This is a genomic window from Gordonia otitidis NBRC 100426 (genome assembly GCF_000248075.1).
Taxonomy (GTDB): domain Bacteria; phylum Actinomycetota; class Actinomycetes; order Mycobacteriales; family Mycobacteriaceae; genus Gordonia; species Gordonia otitidis.
Map to the genome: position 1 here is coordinate 14,782 of NZ_BAFB01000029.1, position 19,029 is coordinate 33,810.

A 19,029-nucleotide genomic window follows, 5' to 3' on the forward strand; every position below is an offset into this window, starting at 1 on the left:
ACGCGCCGCGTCCGATCTCTCAGGCTGTCGCAGCGCGACGCCGCTTCGGCGGCAACGGGATCTGCGCTGACGTCGTGTGCTGATACTCCGCGTATTCGGGATACTTCGCCAGTGTCAGCGACTCGGTGAACTTCGTCGAGCCGACGAACAAGAGGGTCAGGAGGATGGCTCCGACGATCGTCGGTTGCAGGATCGAGCCGGCCGCGACCGCGCCGAACAGATAGATCACCCACCACTGCGCCTGCTCGAAGAAGTAGTTGGGGTGTCGGGAGTATTTGAACAGGCCTGTCGTGCAGAAGCGGGTCGACGTCTCGCCCGCAGCCTTGTGCGCGTGGAACTCCCACTGCTGCTGATCGGCGACGGTCTCGCCCGCGAGAAACGCCAGGAAGGCCACCGCGAGCACGACGTCGAGCACACCGAACCCGCCGGGATGGCGTTGCGCGGTGTAGCCGGGCAAGGCGATCAGCACCAGCAGGAGGTTCTGGTAGGCGACGATGAACAGCAGGTTGAACAGCCAGAACTGCCACCGTGTCATGCGTGAGCGCAGCACCGCCCAGCGATAGTCCTCGGTGCCGCTGTAGCCGCCGCGCCGCGCGAAGTTGAACGTCAGGCGTATGCCCCACGCGGTGACGAGCACCGCCATCACGGTCACCCGGGCGTCGAAGTGACTGAATCCAGCGAACACCCACAGGTAGATCACCGGTGCAATCGACCAGATCCGGTCGACCCAGGAGGTGTCTCCGGTGATCAGCGACGCCACCCAGCAACCCAGCGAGATCACGCAGGCGATGATCGCCACCACGGCGAGGCTCGACATGTCGGGTCAGCTCATCCGCGCCAACGACACAGCGCCTCGACGGCCGTCAGGTCGTACTCCGGGCCGGTCGTGCCGACGGTGATGAGCGAAACGCCCTCGGCGCTGATCGCGTCGGCAGTGCGTACGAGCTCTTCGACGTCGCCGGTGAACGGAATGCCCGCCGACCGCTCGATGGTCTCGGGATCGCGGCCGTGTTCCTCGCAGTAGCCCGCCAGCACCTTCGTCTTGTGGCGGTAGGTCTCGACGTCGTTGAAGCCGTGCCACACATCCGCGTACTGCGCGACGAGCGGGAGGGTCTTCTTCTCGCCGCTGCCACCGATCATCATCGGGATGTGGCGCGTCGGGCGCGGATTGAGCTTCTCGAACCGCGAGGTGATCCGGGGCAGGGCGTCGCCGAGGTCGCCGATACGACTGCCCTTGGTGCCGAAGTCGTATCCGTACTCGTCGTAGTCCTTCTCGAACCAGCCCGCGCCGATCCCGAGGATGAGCCGGCCGCCCGAGATGTGGTCGACGGTGCGCGCCATGTCGGCAAGAAGGTCGGGATTGCGGTACGAGTTGCACGTGACGAGCGCGCCGATCTCCACGCGCTCGGTCTGCTCGGCCCAGGCGCCGAGCATCGTCCAGCACTCGAAATGAGCACCGTCGGGGTCGCCGTAGAGCGGATAGAAGTGGTCCCAGTTGAACACGATGTCGACGCCGAGGTCCTCGGCCCGCAACACCGCGTCGCGGATCAGCGAGTAGTCGGGCGCGTGCTGCGGCTGGATCTGGACTCCGATGCGAATGGGAAATGCCATGCGTCCCAGTCTGCCCCTCGACGCCCTCCGCGTCGACGATCCCGGGCGAACCGGGTCGAGGAACGCCACCGCACGCGGTAGACACGTAGGTGTGACCCAGCGACTGACCGCGCCGCCGCTCGACGTTCTGCGCCGACGCACCAGCGCCAAGTGGCGCACCTACCCCGACGACGTGTTGCCGCTGTTCATCGCCGAGATGGACTACCAACTCGCGCCCATCGTCGTCGACGCATTGACCGCGCAGGTCGCCGCCTCCGACCTGGGGTATGCCGCCGAACCGGAGGTCCTCGGCCGGTCGTTCGCCGACTTCGCGCAGAGACACTGGGGATGGACCGTCGCACCCGACGACGTGCGCCCCACGACCGATGTCTCGGTGGTGCTCGTGGAGGCGCTGCGCGTGCTGATCGAACCGGGCGATGGCGTGATCATCACGCCGCCGATCTATCCGCCCTTCTTCGACATCGTGCCCGAGGCGGGTGGCACGGTCGTACAGGTTCCGCTACGCGTGCTCGACGACGAGGCGCTTGGTGGCCGGCGGGCCAGCGCCGCCGACGTGTGGCGCCTCGACCTCGACGGCATCGCCGCGGCATTCGCTGCCGGGGCGCGTGCGATTCTGCTGTGCCATCCGCACAACCCCGTCGGTCTCGTCCACCCCCGAGCCGACCTCGAAGCCCTTGCCGACCTCGCCGCCGAGCATGGCGCGGTGGTGCTCAGCGACGAGATCCACGCGCCCCTAGTGCATCGCGGAGTGGAGTTCGTGCCGTTTCTGTCGGTGTCGGAAACCGCACGCGAGGTGGGCGTCGCAGCCCACTCCGCGAGTAAGGCGTTCAACCTCGCGGGCGCGAAATGCGCTCTGACAGTAGTTGGTTCGAATCAGATGCGCGCTGCCGTCGACCGTCAGCCCGAGGAGGTCACCTACCGCACGAGCATCCTGGGACGGACGGCGGCCGAGGCCGCCTACGCCGAGGGGGACGAGTGGCTCGCCGCAACCGTCGACGTCGTCGAGGAGAGTTTCGACCTGCTCGAACGTCTGCTCGCGCAGCGGCTGCCGACGGTCGGGTACGCGCGGCCCGCGGCGTCGTATCTGGCGTGGCTGGACTTCAGGCGTACCGGTCTCGGCGACGACCCGGCGGGCCCGATCCTCGCCGACGGCCGGGTCGCGCTGCACCGCGGACCGGCGTTCGGTGCCGAGGGCAACGGCTTCGCACGTCTCAACGCCGCGTGTTCGCCGGAGGTGCTGACCGAGGCCGTCGACCGGATTGCGCGGGTCGTCGAGGGTTAGCGCGTCGCTGGTCGAGTGGTGCGCGAGGGTTGCAGCCCAGCGGGTTTTTGCTTCGTGCGCAAGGCCGCTCGACGTCGCGCTGGGCCCGTGTCACGCTCGACTCATGAGTACGACACATGGGCACCACGACCAGAACCCCCACACCGCAGCCGAATGGGATGCCAGGTACAGCAGCGCCGACCGACTGTGGACGTCGAACGTAAATCCGTCCCTGATCGCCGAGGCCGCCGACCTCGTGCCCGGCACAGCGCTCGACGTCGGCAGCGGCGAGGGTGCCGACGCCCGCTGGCTCGCCGAGCGCGGCTGGCAGGTGACGGCCATCGATATCTCGCAGGTGGCCGTCGACCGCGCCCGCGAGATCTCACCGGGACCCGAGATCACTTGGCTGCAGGCCGATCTCACGGTCGACGACGTGCCGGGCCGCGACTTCGGTCTCGTCACCGCCCACTACTTCCCGATACACGTCGAGAACCGCAGTGTGGCAACGAAACTCGTCGAGGCGGTCGGCCCGGGCGGCACCCTGCTCGTCGTGATGCACGCGCCGGAGGGGGTCCGCGCGCACGGCTTCGACCCCGACGACTACGTGCAGCCCGACGACTTCGCGCAGCTTCTCGGCGACGGCTGGGACGTCATCACCCACGAGACCCGACCGCGCGGCATCGCCGCGGGCGGCGGACACCACGTCGACGACACCGTGCTGCGGGCCCGCCGCTCGGCGTAGGGCTGTCGGGGGTTGGGGTGGGTGCCGGTGCGGTGCGGAGGGGTGTGCCGCTCGGGCGTCGGCCGGCGCGGAATCTAGGGGAAAGGGTCCTTCCCCGGGAAACTGACCTTTCCGCTGGAAGAAACCAGGGGAAAGGACGCCGCGCGGGCGCCGGCCGGGTGCAGAAAGTAGGGGAAAGTGTCCTTCCCCGGGAAACTGACCCTTCCGCTAGAAGAAACCAGGGGAGGGGTCGAAAACCCGCGGAAGAGTCCCTTCCCCCAGTTTCTGCGGCCGGCGTGCAGGTGCAGTCTGTCGCGGAGTGAGCACCACCGCGGCCATCCGTGCGGCCGAGACGAGTTGGCGGTGCAAAAAGTAGTGGAAAGGCCGTCGCGCGGGGGCTGGCGGGTGCGGAAAGTAGGGGAAAGTGTCCTTCCCCGGGAAACTGACCTTTCCGCTGGAAGAAACCAGGGGAGGGGTCGAAAACCCGCGGAAGAGTCCCTTCCCCCAGTCTCTGCAGCTGGCGCGTGCTCTTCCCCTACTTTCTGCAGCGGCCGCGTACGCTTCCCCTACTTTCTGCACCCGCCGTGCACCCTTCCCCTAGTTTCTGCACCGGCCGCGCACCCGCGGCAGCGCACCCCGCGGCCCCGCAGCGGCCGAGACCCCGGGATGCAACACCGAGAGGCCCGCGGCTCCTCTAGCTCCAGCTCCGCTGCGCGCGCTTTGCCCAGTACTCGGCGGGCGGTTCGGGGTGCGCGAGCAACTCCGACACCGTCGCGGCCGTCAGCACGAGCTCACCCGCCGCGACATTGCTGCCGACCTGTTCGACGGTCACCGCGCCGGACAGCACATGCGCGGCCCACGGCTGTGCGAGTGCCGCCGCCAGCGCGACCTGATCAGACGACACGTCCAGTTCGTGGGCGACACGGTCGACGACGCGTCGGGCCTCGCTCTCATCCTCGACGCCCGGCGCCAGTCTGCCGTTGGCCATGCCCTCTTTGATCACCACCGAGAGTCCGACCTCGGCGGCTTCGGCGAGCGCCGGACCGACCGACGTCTCCAACGGATTCCAGGTGGACTGCACCACCCCGAACAGCGGCTCGCCGTCGACCTCGATCGACATCGCTTGGCGAACGACGTCGGCCTGCGCAGGACCCGACGTCGAGAACCCGACCGTGTAACCGTCGGCGCGCAACCGAGCGAGCGCCCTGTGCAAAGCATTGTTCGTCAATGCCGGGCTGTCGGGGGTCAGCGAGTGGATCTGATAGATCGCGAGCGGATCGCCGATGATCGAGCGGCTGGCCGTCCACTGGTCGGTGAATGCGCCGAGGCTGTGGTCCTTGACCTCGTGCACCTCGGCGTCGACCTCCCACTCGCCGACGTACCGGTATCCCCATTTCGACGCAACCGTCACGTCATCGACCTCCGGGTGGTCGCGCAGCCAGTCGGCGAGGAACTGCTCGCTCAATCCGTACGAGCGCGCGCAGTCCAGGTAGCGCACGCCGTCGGCGTACGCGGCGTCGAGCACGTCGAACGTCCGCAGGCGCATCTCCTCGATGCTCCGCTCGTCACCGAGATCGTCCTCCCGCGTCGTGGTGATGTATGCGGGCCGGCCGACGGCGGCCAGTCCCAGTCCGATGGTGGCGCCTGTGCTGAGGGTGTTGCGGGCAGTGTTCATCAGGTGTGAGGGTAGTTTCGCAAACCCGCGCGCACCGCGGCAGCGTCCTCGGCTTCGACGCTGCGCTCGACGAGACCCGGGTTCGACGTGAGTGCGACGCCGCGCACCGACTCCTTGACCAACGGCACCGCGCGCGGGGCGACACTCAGCTCCCGCACGCCCAACGCGATCAGCAACTCCGTTGCGGTTTCGTCCGCGGCGAGCTCACCGCAGACCGCGACGAGACGGTCCGGGCCCGCTCCCCGACACACCGCGTCAATCAGTGCGATCACACCGGGGTCGAGTGGATCGGCAAGCGCTGCAACGGATGTGTTCCCGCGCTCGGCGGCCAGAGTGTACTGCGTCAGGTCGTTGGTGCCGATGCTGAAGAAGTCGACGTGCGGCGCGAATGCCGCCGCCTTGAGTGCCGCCGCGGGTACTTCGATCATGATGCCGACCTGCAGATCGGCAGGCATGCCGCGCCCGACCGCAGTGATGGCTGCATCGAGACACCCACGCGCCGTGAGCACTTCGTCGACCGTGGTCACCATCGGGAACATGACACTGACCGGAGTCTCGTGCGCGACGGTGATGATGGCGCGCAGCTGATCGTCGAACAGTGTCTTCTCCGCGAGCGCGAGCCGTAGTCCGCGCAGCCCGAGGAAGGGGTTCTCCTCGACGGGTTGCCGCGCGAAGGGCAGCGGTTTGTCGCCGCCGACGTCGAGGGTCCGCAGTGTGATGCGCTCGCCGCCAAGCGCATTGGCCATTCGACGGTAGACGTCGATCTGCTCGTCGACAGTCGGCGGTTGCGTGCGGTCGAGGTAGAGGAACTCGGTACGGATCAATCCCGAGCCGTCGGCTCCGGCGTCAGCCGCCGCACGCGCGTCCTCCGCGGAACCGAGATTGGCCGCCACCAGGATTCGCGTGCCGTCGCCGGTCGTTGCGGGTTGGTGCGCCGCCTCGCGTGCACTGTCTCGACGTTCGTCGGCGCGGGCGGCGGCGGCATGCAGGGTCTGCAGCGACGCTTCGTCGGGGTCGACGACGATCTCGCCTGTCGAGCCGTCGAGAGCGACGGTGACCTGGGGATCGACCGCCAGGACGTCGGGTCCGGCGGCGACCACCGCGGGTATCCCACGGGCGCGGGCGAGGATCGCGGCGTGGCTGGTCGGGCTGCCACCCGCGAGCACGATGCCCGCGACCTTGTCAGGATCGAGGACCGCGGCCTGCGCGGGAAGCAGGTCATCGGCGACGAGGATGCCGGTGCCGTCGATCGTCGAGTCCGCAGTTCCGGTGAGCCGACGCAGCACCTGTTGACCGACCGCGTGCACGTCAGCGGCACGTTCACGCAGATAGGGGTCGTCGAGGGCGCTCCACTCCGCCTCAACCTCCGCAACGGCCGACGCCCACGCACGTGCCGCACTGACACCGGAATCGATGGTCGCGCGAGCACGCGCACGCAGGTCGGGATCGTCGAGCAGCAGTAGGTGGGAGTCGAAGATCTCGGCATCGGAAGCGCTGTGGTGCGCGGTGTGGTCACGGATCCGTTCGATGTCGGTGTGGGTCGCGGCGAGAGCGTCGCGCAGGCGTGCGAGCTGCGCTTCTGCGGAGTCGAACGGCTCGTCGGGTGCCTCAACGTCGACGACCGTCGGAGTGAATGCGGGTCCGATCGCGATGCCGGGCGATGCCGGTAGGGCCGTGTGATCTCGACGAGCTCGACCTGCGGGTGCAGCCTCACCGGGGATGTCGGCAAAAGCGCCGGACGCCTGTCGATCTGCCGGAACTGCCGGGACCGTGTCAGCGTCGACCTCCTCGCCGAACCGGTCGCGGGCCAACGAGGCGAGATGGTCGACGGCCTTGCGCGCCTCGCGACCGCTCGCAAGGATCTCGAGGCGTTGCCCGCACCGTACACCGAGGCTCGCCACGGCGGAGATGCTCACCGCAGACGCGGGACCTGCGCCGTTGTCGAGGTTGATCAGGGTGATGTCGGCATCGAATCGCCTTGCCTCCGTGACCAACCGGGCCGCAGGTCGGGCGTGCAGGCCGTGCGGATTCTCGATCTCGACGACCGCCGAAACAGCGCCGGCATCGCCTGTGTCGACCGAAGCATCGTCGGGCACCGGCGTCTCGCCGGTCGCCGCCGGCGCGTCTTCCCCCTCGCCCAGTGCCGAACGCTTGGGGGTCAGCGACGCCGCTGCCTCGGCGGCCACATCCGCCGGTGACGCCCCCGACGCCGCGGTCACAGCCGCCGACATGAGTCCCTCCACGAGCGGTGCTGCGGACAGAACGGTTCGTGCGCGAAGCGCCGGATCGATCAGCTCCAGCGCCAGTTCCGCCGAGAGCACGGCACTGCCGAGATCCATCAGGACGACGACGCCCTGGCCGTCGTCCGCCGCCTCGATGGCTGAGACGATCGCGGTGGCGTCGGTACCGAAAGTGTCGGCGTCGAGACCGGCGGCGACCTCGATCGTCATGTCAGAACCAGTGATCATCTCCGCGGCGAGGGCCACCGCGGCGTCGCCCAGCGCCCTGCTGTGCGAGACGACGACCAGCCCGGTCATGGTTGCTGAACCTCGTTGACTGCGCGCGCGAGTGCGTCGATGAGCATCGCCGTACTGGTCGCGCCGGGATCCTGATGTCCGACGCTGCGCTCACCGAGATACGACGCTCGGCCCTTGCGCGCCACCATGTCGACGGTCGAGTCCCGTCCGGCCGCGGCGGCGTCGGCCGCGGCGCGCAGTGCCTTCGCGAGATCTGCACCGTCGGCGAGTGCGGCGTCGAGCGCGTCGCATGCCGGATTCAGTGCGTCGAACATGGTCTTGTCGCCCGATTGTGCGTGCCCGCGTTCGACGACGCCCGCCAGTCCCGCGCGTAGTGCGGCGGCAAGCATCGGGGCGTCGATCTCGGTGGTGTCGCCGATGGTGCCCGCCATGCGCAGCATCAGGGTGCCGTAGAGCGGGCCGCTCGCTCCGCCTACCTTGCTGACGAGCGTCATGCCGGCCTTCTTGAGAAGCGGACCAGGCTGGGCCGGGCCGTCGGCGAGTCCGTCGACGACAGCGGTCATGCCACGTTCCATGTTCGACCCGTGGTCGGCGTCGCCGATCGCGGCGTCGAGTTGGGTCAGTTCGTCGACGTTGGCCACGACGTCGCTGGTGAACAGGCGGAGCCAGGTGGCGATGGTGTCGGTGGTGATCATGGTGTGCCCTTCGGGGTGGCGTGGTCAGAATAGGCGCCGCGGCCGGCGTCAGGCCCAGTGCAGAGCCGGAGTGTCGACGGGAGCGTCCCACAGGTCGAGGAGCTCGTCGTCGAGGCGCAGTAACGAGACCGAACACCCGGCCATGTCGAGGCTGGTCACATAGTTGCCGACGAGTGTGCGCGTGGGGGTGATGCCCGCGGCGTCGAGTAGTCGCGTGAACTCGGCGCACATCAGGTAGAGCTCGATGAGTGGCGTGCCACCGAGTCCGTTGACCAGCAGCACGACCCCCTGCTCGCCGACCGGGAAGTCGAGATCTCCGAGGACGGGATCGATGAGCATGTGTGCCATCTCGTTGGCCGACGGCAGCTGCACGCGCTTGCGGCCCGGTTCGCCGTGGATACCGACGCCGAGTTCGATCTGGTCTTCCGGCAGATCGAAGGTCGGATGTCCGACGGCGGGCACCGTGCACGACGTCAGGGCCAGCCCCATCGTGCGCGCGTTGTCATCGGTTTTGCGTGCGAGTCGGGCGACCTCGGAGAGGCCGGCTCCGCGCTCGGCCACCGCGCCTGCGATCTTCTCGACGAAGACCGTTCCCGCGACTCCCCGTCGACCCACGGTGTAGCTGCTGTCCTGCACGGCGACGTCGTCGTCGACGATTACCGAGACGACCTCGACGTCGGCGAGTTCCGCTGCCATCTCGAAGTTCATCACGTCGCCGCTGTAGTTCTTGACGATGTGGAGCACGCCGGCGCCACCGTCGACTCCGCTCGTGGCGGCCAGGATCTGGTCGGGCACCGGTGATGTGAAGACCTCGCCGCAGGCGGCCGCGTCGAGCATGCCCGTACCGACGAAACCGCCGTGCAGCGGTTCGTGACCGCTGCCGCCCCCGGACACGAGCCCGACCTTGCCCTGTCGCGGTTCGTCGGCGCGGAAGATCACGCGAGCGTCGTGGTCGACGCGCAGTCGGGGGTGGGCGGCCGCGACGCCACGCAGTGCGTCGGCCAGTACGTCCGCCGGATCGTTGATGAACTTCTTCATGGAAAGACTCCTCATGGCGACGTCGTGGGCGCCTCACGTCATTCATTCGACATTATCGAATGATCTAGGACACTACGGCATCTTATGTGTGACGATCAATACCCGGCGAGGCGTTCATTCCGGAATGCCCACGACCGCTTTGTTGGGAGAATGTCCGGATGATCCAGTCGGTAGACCGCGCGCTTCGTGTGCTCACGGTGCTCGCGGGCGACCACAGGATGAGTCTCGGCCAGATCGCCGACCGACTCGAGCTACCCCCGTCGACGGTGCACGGCATCGTGCGCACCCTCCTCGCGCACCGGATGGTCGTGCAGGAGCGTGACTCCGGTCGCTACCGTCTCGGACCCGCGGTGCTCACCTTCGGCAACGTCTATCTCGACAGCCTCGAACTGCGGGCGCGGATCGCCCCGTGGGCCGAGGACCTCGCGCGGCGTAGCGGACTCGCCGTCCGTACCGCGGTCATGCTCATCGACGACGTCGTGGTGGTGCACCACCAACCACGGCTCGACGGTTCGCGCCAGATGCCGGAGGTGGGAATCGTCATCCCCGCGCACGCGTCAGCGCTCGGCAAGGCGATCATGGCGTTCGACGCGAAGATCACCGACGACATCCTCGGTGCCGACCTTCGTGACATGACCGGAACAACGGTCACCGACCCGCACGCGGTGCGTGCAGGCCTCGCCGACGTGCGCGCCACCGGCCTCGCCGAATCCGTCGAGGAGGCCGTGCTCGGCGAGTGTGAACTCGCGGCGGTGCTGACCGATCGGATGGGTGGGCCCATCGGCGCCGTAGGAGTGGTGGCGACGGCCGAGCAGTGGCCGCTTGATCCGTCGGTGTCGTCGATGCTGCGCGACGTCGCCCGCAACACCTCGCGCGAACTGGGTGCGAGCAGTTGGCCTCCGGCCGTGCAGGACGACCGCGCCACCGACAAGGACGCGTGGCGTCGACGGTCGCGCACGGGCTGAGCACGACCGACAGAGCCCGGGTGTCACACCCGTGTGCGAACATATGTTCTATGAGGATCGATCGTCGGGAACGCGCGGAGGCGTCGATCCTGCACGCAGATCTCGACTCGTTCTACGCCTCCGTCGAGCAGCGTGACGACCCGTCGTTGCGCGGGAAACCCGTGCTGGTCGGCGGCGGCGTGGTGCTGGCTGCCAGCTACGAGGCCAAGGCATTCGGCGTCCGGTCGCCGATGCCGGGACACGAGGCGCGGGCGCTGTGTCCGCGAGCGGTCGTTGTGGTGCCCCGCTTCGACGCCTACGTCGAGGCCAGCCGCGCGGTGTTCGAGATCTTCCACGACACCACGCCTCTCGTCGAGGGGATCTCGGTCGACGAGGCATTCCTCGACGTCGCAGGGCTTCGTCGGGTGTCGGGCACGCCCGTCGAGATCGCCGTACGGCTGCGCAGGCGCGTCCGCGACGACGTCGGCCTGCCGATCACCGTCGGCCTGGCCCGCACCAAGTTCCTTGCGAAGGTCGCCAGCGCCGTCGGCAAGCCCGACGGTCTGCTCGAGGTGCCGCCGGGAACCGAACTAGAGTTTCTGCACCCGCTGCCCGTGCGTCGACTATGGGGAGTCGGGCCGGTCACGGAGGCAAAGCTGTACGACGCCGGGGTCACCACGGTCGGCGGCATCGCGCGGCTCGGCGAGCGATCCCTCACGCACATCGTCGGAGCAGGCGCGGCCCGACATCTGTTCGCGCTGTCGATGGCGACCGACCCGCGTCGTGTCGAGACCGGCCACCGACGCTCCTCGATCGGATCCCAGCGCGCGCTCGGTCGTCGACCGAAGAGCGAGGCCGATCTCGAGGCGACTGTCGTCGCGATCGTCGAACGGCTCGGCCGTCGGCTTCGAAACGCTGAAAGAGTCTGCCGCACAGTGGTTCTCCGACTCCGCTTCGACGACTTCGCGCGTGCGACCCGGTCACGCACCCTTTCCGATGCCACCGACCGCACCGACGTCATCATGTCGTCGGCGCGCGGGCTGCTCGCCGACGCACTGCCACTGATCCGCGACCGCGGCTGCACGCTGATCGGACTCTCCCTGTCGGGGCTCGACGATCGCGACTCTGTCCAGCTCGCCTTGCCGTTCGACCAGCCCGACCCCGCCGACCGTTCTGTGCGCGCGGTCGACGTGTCGAGTCCGCTCAGCAGCCGTGGCGCCCACCTCGACACCGCGATGGACGACCTGCGCACGCGGTTCGGCCGCGACGCCGTCACCCGTGGCGTGCTCCTCGGGCGCCATCACGGCGACGATGCGCCGATGCTTCCGGATTGAGTGCGGTGAGCGGCAGACGTCGCGCGCGAAATGCGCAAAACGAGTGTTACGCGCACAAACTTCACTGTGATCTGAGATACGTCGAGACTCAGTTCGTAACGGGCGACACACCGCTCGTGTAGGACACGAGAAAGAGCACGGCAATGTTGGTAGCACTCGGGTTGGCGATGGTCGCCACGTTCATGTTCCTCATCATCACCAAACGCGCGACACCGGTGGTGGCCCTGATCCTCGTCCCGGTCGCGTTCGGGTTGTTCGCCGGCGCCGGGCTCGGGATCAGCGACATGATCACCGACGGGATCAAAGAACTCGCGCCCACCGCGGCGATGCTGTTCTTCGCGATCATCTTCTTCGGCATCATGATCGACGTCGGCCTCTTCGATCCGATCGTGCGGTTCGTGGTCCGCATGGTGGGGCATGACCCCGCACGACTGGTCGTCGGTACGGCGGTGCTCGCGATGATCGTCTCACTCGACGGCGACGGTTCGACGACATTCATCATCACCACCGCCGCGCTCCTGCCGCTCTACCTGAAACTCGGTGTGAGTCCGGTCGTGCTCACCGTGGTCGCCGGCCTCGCCAACGGCACCATGAACATCCTCCCGTGGGGCGGCCCGACGGCCAGGGCCGCGAGTGCGCTGAAGATCGACACCAACGACATCTTCTTGCCGATGCTGCCCGCACTCGGTGCCGCGCTCCTCGTCGTTCTCGGCTTCGCCTATCACCTCGGGGTACTCGAGCGGCGCCGGATCGGGCGCCTGCAGATCAACGAATCGATCATTATGCCACGCGAGGAGGTCGTGACCGCAGGTGTCGGCGGCTCGGGCCGGGGTCCCGTATCCGGCCATCGATGGGAGCGTCGCTCCGGCTCGACCGGTCTCGGGCCCGATGCCGATGCCGCCGAGTCGACTTCGACGCAATCGGACTCTACCGAATCCGCGGGGACCAGCACGCGGGACCTGCCTGTCGCCTCGGAAAGCACTGCCACGACCAAGTCCGACGATGACGTTCCCGCGTCGGACGCGGGCAACGACTCGGGCGGGTCTGCCTTCACCGGCGTCCTCGACCCGAACCGAAAGACTCTGCGCCCCAAGCTCGTCTGGGTCAACGCCGCACTCACCGTCGCACTGCTTGCGATCCTCGGAGCAGACGTAGTCGCTATTCCGGTCCTGTTCATGATCTTTGCGGCGCTCGCGTTGGCCATCAATTTCCCACATCTCAGGGATCAGCAGGAGGCCATCACCCGACACAGTTCGAGCATCGTGTCCGTGGTGGCGATGGTGCTTGCTGCCGCGGTGCTGACCGGGGTTTTCAGCGGAACCGGGATGGTCGACGCCATCGCCCACTGGATGGCCGACGGGATTCCCAGCTCAATGGGCCCGCACATGGCGATCGTCGTCGGGATACTGTCGATGCCGCTGACATTTCTCATGAGCAATGATGCGTTCTACTACGGTGTGCTGCCGGTCCTTTCGGAAACCGCGTCGCGGTACGGTATCGATCCCACCGAGATGGCGCGCGCATCTATCATGGGGCAGACCGTGCACATGCAGAGCCCACTGGTGCCCGCGATCCTGTTGCTGGTCGCGCTGGCAGGGGTCTCGCTCGCCGACCACCACAAAAAGGTTCTGTGGCGGGCAGCGTTGGTCTCCATGACGATGCTCGGTGTGGGCGTCGTGATCGGGGCCATCCCGTTCTGAGGCCGACCACGATCTCGCCGCCGACGCCTAGGCTCTAGAGATGCGACTCCGGACGCAGGTTCTCCTGCTACAACTCTCGGTGATCGCAGTGAGCCTTGGCGTCGGCTTCGGCGTTGTCATCGCGGGTGCCGACGACAGGAGTCGCGACGAGTATGCGCAGCGCGCACTGGCGATCGCGCAGTCCGTGGCCGCCGACCGTGACACGATCAGCGAGGTCGCGGCGAGCGACGGCAGCACCCCTGACGTGTCCGCTCTGGTGAACGGCCCCATTCAACGGCAGGCCGCTGCGGTGCGGGAGCGCACGGGTGCACTGTTCGTCGTCGTCGCCAACGGTGACGGTATTCGCTTGTCGCACCCCGACCCAGCCGAGGTCGGCAAACACGTCTCGACCGATCCGAGGACAGCGCTGTCGGGCCAACCTGACATCACCACTGACAGGGGGACGCTCGGCGAGTCGGTGCGCGCGAAGGTTCCTGTCGTCGACGACGGCCGCGTGGTCGGTCTGGTCAGTGTCGGGGTGTCGACCACGGACCTCGCAGCGGCTACGCGCCGTTCGGTCGGGACCACCGTGGTGATCGCCCTCTTCGCCCTCGCGGTGGGTGCGGTGGGCTCGATTCTCCTGGCGCGACGGTGGCGACGATTGACCCTCGGACTCGAGCCCGACGAACTCGCGGAGCTCGTCCGAGACCAGGGCGCTGTGTTGCACGCGATGGCGGACGGAGTGCTGGCCGTCGACGCCGCAGGGATCGTGCGCGTGATCAACGACAAGGCGCGTCAGCTGCTCGAGATCACAGACGATGTCGGCACCCACGTCGAAGCGCTCGGTCTCAGCGATCGTATCCGCGCGGTGCTGCAGACACCGACACACGAACCGGTGGCAGCAACCGTCGGCGACCGTATCGTGCTGGTGTCCTCGCACCGTGTCGACGTCGACGGGCGAGACCTCGGTGTCGTCGCGTCGATCATCGACCGCACCGACGTCGAGGAGTTGACGCGCGAGATCGACTCGATCGGTGCGATGAGCACGGCACTACGGGCACAGCGCCATGAAACCGCCAATCGACTCCACGTGCTCGCCGGCCTCCTGGGGCGCGGACACGTCGACGAAGCGCGTACCTATCTCGCCGAATTGACCGGTGGCGCAGGTCATGTGGGGCTCGATGGACTCGAGAACGTTCAGGAGCCCCATCTCGCGGCGTTCCTGGACGCCAAGGCCTCGCACGCCAGGGAGCGCGGCGTCGTGCTCAGCCTCGGTGATCAGACCTGGGTACGGGGATCGCTGACCGATCCGATCACCGTCACGACGGTGGTCGGTAATCTCGTCGACAACGCGATCGACGCGGCGTCGTCGGAGTCCCGACGTCCGGGCGAGGCAGGTACCCGGCCGCGCGTCGAGGTGGATCTGATCACCGAGGGGGACGAATTGCTGGTCACGGTGGCGGATTCGGGGCCCGGTATCCGTTTCGACGAGCCGTCGGTGATCTTCGCAGACGGCGTGACCACCAAGGACGCCCCGTCCGTACCAGGTGGGCGTGGGATGGGGTTGGCGCTGTCACGACAACTTGCGCGGCGTTCGGGGGGCGACATCATCGTGGTCGACCCGGGTGGTGATCGTCGGACCGATACCGAGAACCGTTGGGGCGGTGCGGTCATCGTCGCACGGATGCCGGGTGTGTTCGAGGGATCCGAGGCGAGCCGATGAGCGATCTCGGTGTTCTGATCGTTGACGACGACTTTCGCGTCGCCGGACTTCACGCTGCGATCGTCACCGCGCTGAATGGGTTTCGCGTCACCGCGACGGCAGGTTCCGTGGCGCAGGCCCGTCACGCCCTCGAGCGACACCCCGACACCGATCTGGTGCTCCTGGACGTGCACCTGCCCGACGGCTCCGGCATCGATCTCCTCGGCGACCTGGAGACGGACTGCTTCATCGCCGGCGCAGAGACCGACGCCGACGCCGTGCGGCGCGCACTGCGTGCCGGTGCGCTTTCCTATCTCATCAAACCCTTCGACGACACCGAGCTCGCGCGACGCCTCGCCGGCTACGCGCATTACCGCCGCACCCTCGCCGCCGAACACGTGGATCAGGTTGCCGTCGACGCCGCGCTCGCGGCCATGCGCACCGGCGGGCGTTCGGCCGGACGTGGTGGCGACGGCGGCTCGCACACGGAGCAGAAGATTCTCGACCAGTTCACGGCGGGAGCGACGATGTTCGCCGATGACGTGTCGACCAGGGTGGGAGTATCACCCGCGACGGCGCGACGCCACCTGGCCTCGCTCGTCGACAGCGGCAGGCTGTCGATGTCACTGCACTACGGAACCACCGGCCGTCCACGACAGGTCTATCGGCTCCCTGAGTGAGTTCGCCGAACGAAGAGCACGGCGCTCGCACCGCCGCTGGGTAACACTCTGGGCGAATAAACGGTGAAGATGCGCCCGCGCGGCATGGTTGCCGCGTAGAAATGAAGAAGGGGGAGTGGACAGAGCACCATCAGGAGTCGACGAGTTCGAAGGGAACCCGCATGACCGAGGTCTCCACCCAGCAGCGCGCATACCAGCAGGCGGATCTCGACGCCGACCTGCGATGGTGGGCGGCGGCGAACTATCTCACCGTTGCCCAGATCTATCTGCAGGAGAACGTCCTGCTCCGCGAGCCGCTCACACGCGATCACATCAAGCCCCGTCTACTCGGGCACTGGGGAACCAGCCCGGGACTCTCGGCGATCTACACGGTGCTCAATCGCATCATCAAGGAGTCGGAGACACCGTGGCTCTACATCACGGGTCCAGGCCACGGTGGACCGGCGCTCGTCGCGAACACCTATCTGGAGGGGACCTACACCGAGATCTACCCACGCATCTCCCGTGATGCCGAGGGTGTTCGCGCACTGTGCAGGCAGTTCTCCACTCCCGGCGGTATCCCCAGCCACGTGAGCGTGCAGACCCCGGGAAGCATCCACGAGGGCGGCGAACTCGGCTACGCATTGGTCCACGCCGCAGGCGCCGCCTACGACCATCCCGACCTCACGGTCGCATGTGTCATCGGCGACGGTGAAGCAGAGACCGGGCCGCTGTCGGGGTCGTGGAAGATCCCGGCGTTCCTCAACGCCGCTCGCGACGGCGCGGTGCTGCCGATCCTGCACCTCAACGAGGCCAAGATCGCCGGCCCGACGGTGCTCGGACGCAGCACCGACGGCGAGGTCACCGACTACCTGCGCGGGCAGGGGTGGGTACCGACCTTCGTCGAGGGCGACGATCCCGCACAGGTCTTCACTGATCTGCGCGCCGCGATCGTCGAAGCGCGCAGGCGCATCGTCGAAATCCAGTCGGAGGCGCGGGGTTCCGGCGCTGATTCGCCGCTCCCGGATACGCACTGGCCCGCGATCGTGATGCGGACCCCGAAGGGCTGGACGGGTCCGAAGGAGGTCGACGGCAAGAAGATCGAGGGAACACATTGGGCTCACCAGGTGCCGTTGTCGGGGGTCCGGGAGAACCCCGAGCACCTCGCGATCCTCGAGAGGTGGCTCAAGTCGTACAAGCCGGAGGAGATCTTCGACGAGGACGGTGACATCGTCGAGTCGATCGCATCACTGGCGCCCCCCGGTGATCTGAGAATGGGGTCGAGTCCGTACGCGAACGGCGGCAGGCTGCTGTCTCCGCTGCGACTGCCCCCGATCGAGCAGTACGCGCTCGACATCACCGAACCCGGCGACGTCCTGTTCGAGACCACGCGCGTACTCGGCGAGTTCATGCGCGACATCTACACGCAGAACTCCGACGACGACGGCGGCGGCACCTTCCGGTTGTTCTGCCCCGACGAGACGGCGAGTAACCGGCTGCAGGCCGTCTTCGAGGTCACCGATAGAGCGTGGCAGCTGCCGCTCAAGGATTTCGACGACAATCTGTCGCCGTTCGGACGTGTAATGGAGGTGCTCAGCGAGCACCTGTGCCAGGGCTGGCTGGAGGGATACACGCTCACCGGCCGACACGGGCTGTTCGCCACGTACGAGGCCTTCGCCATGGTCAGCGCGTCGATGGTCGTCCAGCACACCAAGTGGCTGCAGCACGCGACCACGCTGCCGTGGCGCGAACCGGTGGCGTCGTTGAACATCCTGCTGACCTCGACCTGCTGGCGTAACGACCACAACGGTTTCTCCCACCAGGGCCCGGGACTCATCGACCTCGTACTCCCGCTGTCACCCGAGATCGTCCGTGTCTGGCTGCCACCGGACTCCAACACCCTGCTGTCGATCTCGGATCACTGCTTCCGTAGCCGTGATCACGTCAACCTGATCGTCGTCGACAAACAGCCCCACCTGCAGTACCTCTCGCTGGAGGAGGCCAACAAGCAGGCGGCTGCCGGAGCGTCGATCTGGGAGTGGGCAGGCACGGAGAACGTGCCGGGCGAGCTACCGGACATCGTGCTCGCCTGCGCGGGCGACGTGCCGACCCAGGAAATTCTCGCCGCAGCGCAGCTGCTGCGTGAGTGGGTTCCCTACCTGCGGGTACGTGTCGTGAACGTCATTGATCTGATGGTGCTGCTCCCGCAGAACGACCACCCCCACGGTCTGCCGGAGGACAAGTTCGTCGACCTGTTCACCCGCGACGTCGACGTGGTCTTCGGATTCCACGGCTACCCGCGTGCGATCCACCAGCTGGTGCACGGTCGGACCCATCCGGGTCGTTTCCACGTGCGCGGCTTCTCCGAGCAGGGCACCACCACGACGCCGTTCGACATGGTCGTGCTCAACAAGATGAGCCGCTACCACCTGGTGATCGAGGCGCTGCGTCGTGCCCGCCGTGCGCCGGAGAAGGCCGAGGAGCTGGTCGAGTTCTGCAACAACCAGCTCGCACGCCACCACGACTACGTCCGCGAACACTTCGAGGACCTGCCCGAAGTGCGCGACTGGAAGTGGTCGGAGCCCAGCGGCTCCCGGGACTGACATCTCCTGACGCGAGGCGGGGATCGGCTACGACGCCGGTCCCCGCCTTCGTCGGCGGGGCGGCGTCGCCTCGGGCGGGTCCGGGCTTCGGGGCGCGGGTCGGGGTGCAGGAAGTGGGGGAAGGGTGTGCTCGGCGGGAAGTTTCTGGGGGAAAGTGCGCGCGGGGTCTGCGGGCCGGTGCAGAAAGCAGGGGAAGGGGTGCGCGGGGTCCGCGGAGGGTCTGGGACCGGGTGCAGAAAGTAGGGGAAGGGTTTCTTCCGCGGGTTTCTGTCGTTTCCGTGGGTTGTTTCTAGGGGAGGCGTCAGGAAGTGGGGGAAGGGTGTGCTCGGTGGGAAGTTTCTAGGGGAAGGCGTGCGCGGGGCCCGCGGCGGGCTCGGGACCGGGTGCGGAAAGTAGGGGAAGGGTTTCTTCCGCGGGTTTCTGTCGTTTCCGTGGGTTGTTTCTAGGGGAGGCGTCAGGAAGTGGGGGAAGGGTGTGCTCGGCGGGAAGTTTCTGGGGGAAAGGAGTGCGCGGGATGCGCGGCGGGCCAGGAACCGGGTGCAGAAAGTACGGGAAGGAGTGCGCGGGGTGCGCGGGCCCGGAACCGGCTGCAGAAACCAGGGAAGGGCCTTTTCCGCGGGGAACTTCCGA

At 67.5% G+C, this 19,029-nt stretch carries 14 protein-coding genes; 8 read left to right on the forward strand and 6 right to left on the reverse strand.

Annotation, left to right across the window (positions count from 1 at the left end):
* Window positions 1-19: 19 nt before the first annotated feature.
* Window positions 20-817, reverse strand: a complete 798-nt coding sequence (locus tag GOOTI_RS03120; RefSeq protein ID WP_007237101.1) for a DUF1295 domain-containing protein — start codon at window positions 815-817, stop codon at window positions 20-22.
* A gap of 11 nt (window positions 818-828) precedes the next feature.
* Window positions 829-1,611 carry an LLM class F420-dependent oxidoreductase gene (locus GOOTI_RS03125; protein WP_007237102.1) on the reverse strand — a complete coding sequence of 261 codons (783 nt, stop codon included), beginning with the start codon at window positions 1,609-1,611 and terminating at the stop codon, window positions 829-831.
* Window positions 1,612-1,702: 91 nt separating this feature from the next.
* Between GOOTI_RS03125 and GOOTI_RS03130 the strand changes: the two genes are divergently transcribed.
* Complete coding sequence (locus GOOTI_RS03130; protein ID WP_007237103.1) at window positions 1,703-2,893, forward strand: MalY/PatB family protein; 1,191 nt, start codon at window positions 1,703-1,705, stop codon at window positions 2,891-2,893.
* 103 nt (window positions 2,894-2,996) lie between these two features.
* A complete protein-coding gene (locus GOOTI_RS03135; RefSeq protein ID WP_007237104.1) occupies window positions 2,997-3,614 on the forward strand; it encodes a class I SAM-dependent methyltransferase in 618 nt (205 codons plus the stop codon).
* Window positions 3,615-4,287: 673 nt separating this feature from the next.
* Here GOOTI_RS03135 and GOOTI_RS03140 read toward each other — a convergent pair.
* The 4 genes from GOOTI_RS03140 to dhaK are packed head-to-tail and all read right to left on the reverse strand — an operon-like array spanning window position 4,288 to window position 9,478.
* Window positions 4,288-5,268, reverse strand: coding sequence for an aldo/keto reductase (locus GOOTI_RS03140; protein ID WP_007237105.1), 981 nt, complete (start codon window positions 5,266-5,268; stop codon window positions 4,288-4,290).
* Window positions 5,268-7,805, reverse strand: coding sequence for a phosphoenolpyruvate--protein phosphotransferase (gene ptsP, locus GOOTI_RS03145; RefSeq protein WP_007237106.1), 2,538 nt, complete (start codon window positions 7,803-7,805; stop codon window positions 5,268-5,270). Before ptsP ends, GOOTI_RS03140 begins: the two co-directional genes overlap by 1 nt.
* The gene (dhaL, locus tag GOOTI_RS03150) at window positions 7,802-8,440 is read right to left on the reverse strand and encodes a dihydroxyacetone kinase subunit DhaL (protein ID WP_007237107.1); all 639 of its coding nucleotides are present in this window, start codon (window positions 8,438-8,440) and stop codon (window positions 7,802-7,804) included. Before dhaL ends, ptsP begins: the two co-directional genes overlap by 4 nt.
* Window positions 8,441-8,488: 48 nt before the next feature.
* Complete coding sequence (gene dhaK, locus GOOTI_RS03155; RefSeq protein WP_007237108.1) at window positions 8,489-9,478, reverse strand: dihydroxyacetone kinase subunit DhaK; 990 nt, start codon at window positions 9,476-9,478, stop codon at window positions 8,489-8,491.
* Between the two features lie 158 nt (window positions 9,479-9,636).
* Here dhaK and GOOTI_RS03160 point away from each other — a divergent pair, with 158 nt between their 5' ends.
* The 6 genes from GOOTI_RS03160 (at window position 9,637) to GOOTI_RS03185 (ending at window position 18,399) form a co-directional block, all read left to right on the forward strand.
* Window positions 9,637-10,443, forward strand: coding sequence for an IclR family transcriptional regulator (locus GOOTI_RS03160; protein WP_007237109.1), 807 nt, complete (start codon window positions 9,637-9,639; stop codon window positions 10,441-10,443).
* Window positions 10,444-10,493: 50 nt separating this feature from the next.
* Entirely contained in the window at window positions 10,494-11,756 is a 1,263-nt protein-coding gene (gene dinB / locus GOOTI_RS03165) for a DNA polymerase IV (protein ID WP_007237110.1), read from the forward strand.
* 143 nt (window positions 11,757-11,899) lie between these two features.
* Window positions 11,900-13,456, forward strand: coding sequence for a CitMHS family transporter (locus tag GOOTI_RS03170; RefSeq protein ID WP_007237111.1), 1,557 nt, complete (start codon window positions 11,900-11,902; stop codon window positions 13,454-13,456).
* Between the two features lie 40 nt (window positions 13,457-13,496).
* Entirely contained in the window at window positions 13,497-15,158 is a 1,662-nt protein-coding gene (locus tag GOOTI_RS03175) for an ATP-binding protein (protein WP_007237112.1), read from the forward strand.
* The gene (locus GOOTI_RS03180) at window positions 15,155-15,817 is read left to right on the forward strand and encodes a response regulator (protein WP_007237113.1); all 663 of its coding nucleotides are present in this window, start codon (window positions 15,155-15,157) and stop codon (window positions 15,815-15,817) included. The genes GOOTI_RS03175 and GOOTI_RS03180 overlap by 4 nt, the downstream gene beginning before the upstream one ends.
* Window positions 15,818-15,978: 161 nt before the next feature.
* Window positions 15,979-18,399 (forward strand): phosphoketolase family protein, encoded by a 2,421-nt coding sequence (locus GOOTI_RS03185; protein WP_039993243.1) that lies wholly within the window; start codon window positions 15,979-15,981, stop codon window positions 18,397-18,399.
* Window positions 18,400-19,029: the final 630 nt, after the last annotated feature.